This window comes from Clostridium sp. DSM 8431 (assembly GCF_900116755.1).
Lineage (GTDB): Bacteria > Bacillota > Clostridia > Clostridiales > Clostridiaceae > Clostridium.
This window is the reverse complement of record NZ_FPBY01000188.1, coordinates 1-6,300: the sequence shown is the minus strand read 5'-3', so window position 1 is coordinate 6,300 and position 6,300 is coordinate 1. Positions and strand designations below refer to the sequence as shown.

The window sequence follows — 6,300 nt, the reverse complement described above, 5'->3', positions numbered from 1 at the left end:
ACTCTAATCACCCTTATTATTTAATAAATTAAGTATAACATAAAAAGCCCAAAAGATTGTTGAATAACAATCTTTTGGACTTAATTTTCCGAAGGATACTTTTTCAGTGCCCTCCAAAAATTACGCAGTCTTTTTTCTTATAAAACTTTTGATAAAAAGTCTTTAGTTCTCTCGTTCTTAGGATGATTAAATATTTCATCAGGTGTTCCTTCTTCTACGATTTTTCCACCATCTATGAATAATATTCTATCTCCTACTTCCCTTGCAAATCCCATTTCATGAGTTACAACTACCATAGTCATTCCCTCGTTTGCAAGTTTTTTCATTACATTTAAAACTTCACCAACCATTTCAGGATCTAATGCTGATGTAGGTTCATCAAATAGCATAACATCTGGTTCCATAGCAAGTGCTCTAGCTATTGCAATTCTTTGCTTTTGGCCTCCAGATAAGGAAGATGGATAAGTCTCTGCTTTATCTTTTAATCCTACCATATCTAATAATTCTTCTGCCTTAGCTCTTGCTTTTTTAGGGTCAATCTTCTTCACCTTAATAGGAGCCAGTGTTACATTATCTATAACACTTTTATGTGGGAATAAGTTAAAACCTTGGAAAACCATCCCCATATTTTCTCTTATCTTGTCTATATTAACCTTTTTATTAGTGATGTCATTTCCTTCAAAAATAATTTTTCCTTCTGTAGGAGTTTCTAAAAGATTTAAACATCTTAAAAATGTAGATTTTCCTGAACCTGAAGGACCGATTATAACTACAACTTCACCCTTTTCTATATGTTCGTCTATACCCTTTAATATTTCGTTGTTTCCAAAACTTTTATGTAAGTTTGTAATCTTAATCACTAGTCTTCATCCTCCTTTCAAGATAACTCATTAGTCTACCTAATGAAAATGTTAATATAAAGTAAAATACTGCTGCAACCATTAATGGTTCTAAAGAAAGGTATGTTGCCCCTTGTACTATTTTGGCTGAGTAGGTAAGCTCTCCAACTCCTAAAACAGAAGCCATTGAAGATTCCTTAATTACTGTCACAAATTCATTACCTATTGCTGGAAGTATATTTCTAATTGCTTGTGGCATTATTATAAGTCTCATAGTCATTACCTTTGACATACCAAGACTTCTTGCGGCTTCAGACTGTCCCTTGTCTACGCCTTCAATTCCTGCTCTTATTATTTCTGCAACATATGCTGCTGAGTTTAACCCTATTGCTAATATTGATGCAGTTATTGCATCTACATCTATATTAAATATAAGTTTTGTTCCAGAGTACACCATTAAGATTTGTAATAACATTGGTGTTCCTCTTACTACTTCTACATATATACTTGCAATTATTTTCAAAGGTTTTATCTTCCATATTTTAAATTCTGAACTTTTCATGAAGAATAATAGTGATCCAAGAATTACTCCCATGAATACAGTAACTATGGATATAATCAGAGTTAATTCAACTCCGCTTAAATACTTTGGAAAATAATTTTTTAAAAATCCAAAAGTAAACATCGCTTCTCCTCCTCAGCCACTTAACTATTGATTTGCAGCTTGATTTTTAACCGCTAACTCATTAGCTTCTATTATATATTTATTTAAATCCCCTGAATCAGTTAATCTGCTTATTGTTTTATTAATTTCTTCTAATAATTGTGTATCTCCCTTTTGTACTCCAACTGCATTTCCTCCATCTTCGTCTTCAAAGGTAATATTAGTTACTCCAATTTCCGGATTATTTTTTACGATCATTTCTCCTACTGGCTTTTCTATTATTAATGCATCAACTTTTCCACTTTTTAATGCTAATACTAATGAATTAACATCTTGTAATAATGTAACTTTATCTGATGATGTTTCACTTTCAGCAAGTTGTTGTTGAGTTGATCCTAATTGTGCCCCTAATACTTTACCATTAAGATCAGATTCACTATTATAATTTGAAACATTATCTTTTGATGTTATTACAGCATGATTTGCCTCATAGTATATATCTGAAAAATCTACTTGTTCTTTTCTTTCTTCTGTTGGATTCATTCCTGAAATTATAGCATCTATTTGACCAGATTTAAGTGCTGCAATTAAAGCATCAAAATCCATTTCTTTAATCTCCAATTCTACCCCTAGATCCTTAGCAATTTCATTTGCCACATCAACATCAAACCCTACTACTTCATCTTTTCCATCTACTATTGCATGGAATTCATATGGTGCGTAATCTGCTGATAATCCAACAACTATCTTTCCATTAGATTTTATTTCTTCTACTTTATCTATTTTTTCTGTTTTTGATGAGCCGCATCCAGCTAATGAAACAGTCATAACTGCTGCAATTAATGTGACTCCTATACTCTTTAATAATCCTTTTTTCATTTTTTAGCCCTCCTTGTTATTTCTTATTCATCCGATAGCATAATTATACGCTTGTACTTTATATTTATGCAATACTTTTTTTGTATTTTTTTATTTTTTCAGCGAAACATAATATTTTTAGTGTTTTTCGTTATTTTAAACATCGATTTTTGTTAATATATTATTATTTACTCCTTTTTTATATTCATATGCATGTATAAAATCACCTTTTTTATGCATAAACATATTATATAAATGATTATAAATATGAATATAGAGGTTTTAAAATGACTGATTACAAACAAAGACACTTATTCCCTGGGGGAAACACATCAAAAGGTTTCTATTCTTTTTACAGGTATATCCTTTCTCAAGAGGATGCAAACAGAATAATATGTATTAAAGGAGGCCCTGGAACTGGTAAATCTTCCTTTATGAAAAAAATAGGAAAACATTTTGGTGAAATGGGATATTCTATTGAATATCATCATTGTTCATCTGATAATAATTCTCTTGATGGTGTAGTTATAAAAGAATTAAAAGTTGCTCTTTTAGATGGAACTTCACCTCATATAGTTGATCCTATCAATCCTGGAGCTGTTGATGAGATTCTTAATGTTGGAGTTGCTTTAGATTATGAACTTCTTTCTAAAAACAAAAAAGACATTATAAAATTGAATAAAGATATAGGAAAAAGCTTTAAAAGAGCCTATAGATTTTTAGGAGCAGCAAAATCTATTCATGAAGACTGGAGCATACTAGATTCAGAATCATTAAATCCATCTGCAGTTATAGATTTAATTAATACAATAACAACTTCACTTCCTACTGAACCACTAAAAACAGGAATAGGAAATGATCGTCATATCTTTTCTACAGCCTTTACCCCTAATGGTATAGTAAGCTTTAGTGAAGATTTATCTAAGGAAGTTAATGATTTGATTGTAATTAGTGGTGGACCTGGATATAGAAAAACAGAAATTTTGAAAAAAATCGGAACTTACCTTCAGAATAAAGGTTACTTTGTTGAATATCTTCATGACCCCTTTATTCCAGATAGACTTGAAAATATAATAGTTCCTGAGCTTTCATTAGGAATATTTACATCTAACGAAATTAACAAAATAAATTATCCAAGCATAACTTATAAGATGTCTGACTTCTGTAATAATACTTCACTTATAAGTAAAGTTGATGAAGCTTTATATGATAAAAAAGAATTTGATGAATTAGTATCCAAGGCTCTTTCCTGCATAAATAATTCAAAGTCTCTTCACGACAAATTAGAATCATATTATATTCAGGCAATGGACTTTTCTATTGTAGACAACCTATATGATGAAACAATTAAAAAAATTGAAAGTTATATTTAAGACTCTTCATTTTAAATAAATTCTTTATATAAAAAGAGGCACCTTAAAAAAGGTGCCTCTTAAAATTTATTTAATAACTGCAAGTCTATGAAGTGCTCTCGTACACATAATGTATTTTACTAAGTTAGGTGTATCTTTTAAATCATCTAAAAGTATAACTCCATCAAACTCTAATCCCTTTGCATAATATGCAGGAAGTAATACAAGTCCGCCTTTGTATATCATATCTTCTCTATCAAAAGTCATTACCTTTGTTCTTGATTTTAAAAGACTCGATACATCTTTAAGCTTTTCCTTATCCTTAGTTATAATAGCTATACTTTCTAAACCTTCATCTTGGAAATCTTCTATTATAGCTAAAAGAGTTTCTATCTTTTCTTCTAGCGTATCAGTTTCTTCTTCCATAACTTCATGTCCTCTTCTAACTAAAGGAACAATCTTATTTTCATCAAGGAATTGGTTTGCATATTCCATAATTTCTTGTGTTGATCTGTAACTCTTATTTAACTTAAACTCTTCAACAGTCTTTCCAAATATCTCATCTAAATGAAGCATTGCTGGCTCTTCATCAGTGCTTATAAGTCTTTGATTTGAATCTCCAACTATAGTGTAGCTTCTACATCCAGTAAGTTCTTTTATAAGCTTAAATTGAGTCATATTGTAATCTTGAGCTTCATCAATTACTACATGCTTAATTTCTTTTCCATATTTCTTACCTTCAAGTTTAACCATTAAATAAAGTATTCCTGCAAGGTCCATATATCCTAGTTTTTCAGTATTACTAATTCTCTTATAAAGAGTTACGCAGTTTTCATTATTGATCCACTTATCAAGTTCTGCTCTAGCGTCCATTACGCCTCTTACTATTTCTCTTACTCTTATTCTTCTTCTAAAATCAAGATCATTTTTTTGTATTTCAAATTCATCTGGAGAAATTTCTTTAATCTTTTGCTTAACTTCAGCATTAAGTTCTCTTACTAAGTCATCTCTTTTATCCTTTATCTTAGAAATAAGTATTCTCTTAATCTTAGCACTTCTTCTAAATAGAGGCATATGTTTATAATACTTAGTAAATAATTCTTCTATTTCTTCAGCTGATACTATTTCTTCCCCAAAGAATTTAACTGGCTTGATTTTAAAGTAGTTTTCTTCCATATCTAAGATAGTATTATCAAGAAGTTCTACAAAGGAATTTGAAGCCTTATATCTGTATTCTTCTAAAGCTTCTTCATTACCAGTCATAGCTTCTTCTATATATTCTGAGAAACCTTTTATATCTTCCTTTAATCCAATTTCATCAATAGCGAAGTTTTGGAATGTAGTTTGTGCTACTCCTCCCTCTTCACCTAATGATGGAAGAACTTGACCTATATAGTCCATAAATATATCATTTGGTCCTAAGATTAATACCTTATCTCCAAGTTGCTTTCTATTGTTATATAGAAGATAAGAAACTCTATGTAATGCTATTGTTGTCTTACCTGAACCTGCAACACCATTAACTACAACCACCTTATTTCTTGGAGCTCTAATTATGTTATCTTGCTCTTCTTGTATAGTCATAACAATATCTTTAAGTTTATCTTCTGAATTCTTTGTTAAAACCATTTGCAAGATATCATCTTTAACATCTAAAGCAGAATCAAAAATTCCTTGAAGCTCACCTTTTTTAACTAATATCTGTCTTCTTCCAAGAAGGTTTGCTTCTACTTCTCCTTCTGGTGACGTATAAGTGCTTTCACCTAAAGTTCCCTTATAGAATAAAGAAGCAACTGGCGCTCTCCAGTCTATTATTACTGGCTCATAATCTTCTGTAGTAAGACCAAATCTTCCTATATATACGTCTTCTGCCCCTTCATCTTCTTCTGTAAATGTTATTTTACCGAAGTATGGACTTTCTTTTAATATATTAAATTCTTTTAGTCTTCTATCTATAGTTTTATATGCTTCTTCTTTAACGTAACTTTCATGATCGAAATACTCAGTTACCTTATCTTCATCATCTTTATACTCTTCTAAATATTCTTTTCTTGCTTTAACTATATATTCAGTTATATATTTTCTCTTTGCTATATAATTTAAAGTTTCTGTATTTAAAAGACTTATTGTATCTTGTAGCTTTTCTTCTTCCATTACAAATTCAATATTATTATTCACTATCCTGCACTGCTACTCAAAATATGGGCAAATATACCCATATCGAGATTATTCCTTCTTCAACCTGTCTCATTTTGTTCCACAGAACTACTTTGAGCTGATATAACAGTCCAAAGGCGTAAGTTCCCGACTTAGCCATGGGTACACATCTATAAAACTTGTTTACGCTATTTTATAGATTTTTGCATCTCTTAAATTAAGACTTGCGTTATAATCTCTATCTTCAATATATCCACATGAACACCTGTAAATTCTATCTTTAAGTTTTAAATCCTTTTTATAGAACCACAATAGTGGCATAATTTACTTGAAGGATAAAATCTATCAACAATTCTTAATTCAATTCCTAAAGAATGACATTTATTAGTTAATTTATTTCTAAATTCATAAAATTTCTGCTGTGCCACTG

General features: G+C 30.3%; 5 protein-coding genes and 1 pseudogene. 1 reads left to right on the top strand and 5 read right to left on the bottom strand.

Annotation, left to right across the window (positions count from 1 at the left end):
- Positions 1-137 precede the first annotated feature (137 nt).
- From BM384_RS14695 to BM384_RS14685, 3 genes are read right to left on the bottom strand one after another with little or no spacing between them, the layout of a single operon-like run.
- Positions 138-860, bottom strand: coding sequence for an amino acid ABC transporter ATP-binding protein (locus BM384_RS14695; protein ID WP_090014696.1), 723 nt, complete (start codon positions 858-860; stop codon positions 138-140).
- Positions 853-1,524: an amino acid ABC transporter permease gene (locus BM384_RS14690; protein WP_090014694.1), complete on the bottom strand. Its 672-nt coding sequence runs from the start codon at positions 1,522-1,524 to the stop codon at positions 853-855. Before BM384_RS14690 ends, BM384_RS14695 begins: the two co-directional genes overlap by 8 nt.
- Positions 1,525-1,548: 24 nt before the next feature.
- Positions 1,549-2,382: a transporter substrate-binding domain-containing protein gene (locus tag BM384_RS14685; RefSeq protein ID WP_090014692.1), complete on the bottom strand. Its 834-nt coding sequence runs from the start codon at positions 2,380-2,382 to the stop codon at positions 1,549-1,551.
- A gap of 413 nt (positions 2,383-2,795) precedes the next feature.
- Between BM384_RS14685 and BM384_RS14680 the strand changes: the two genes are divergently transcribed.
- A complete protein-coding gene (locus BM384_RS14680) occupies positions 2,796-3,734 on the top strand; it encodes an ATPase (RefSeq protein WP_242946052.1) in 939 nt (312 codons plus the stop codon).
- Between the two features lie 66 nt (positions 3,735-3,800).
- Here BM384_RS14680 and BM384_RS14675 read toward each other — a convergent pair whose 3' ends face one another.
- Positions 3,801-5,891, bottom strand: a complete 2,091-nt coding sequence (locus BM384_RS14675; RefSeq protein ID WP_090014687.1) for a HelD family protein — start codon at positions 5,889-5,891, stop codon at positions 3,801-3,803.
- 162 nt (positions 5,892-6,053) lie between these two features.
- Positions 6,054-6,300 (bottom strand): annotated as a pseudogene (locus tag BM384_RS14670) (transposase); the annotation flags it as partial.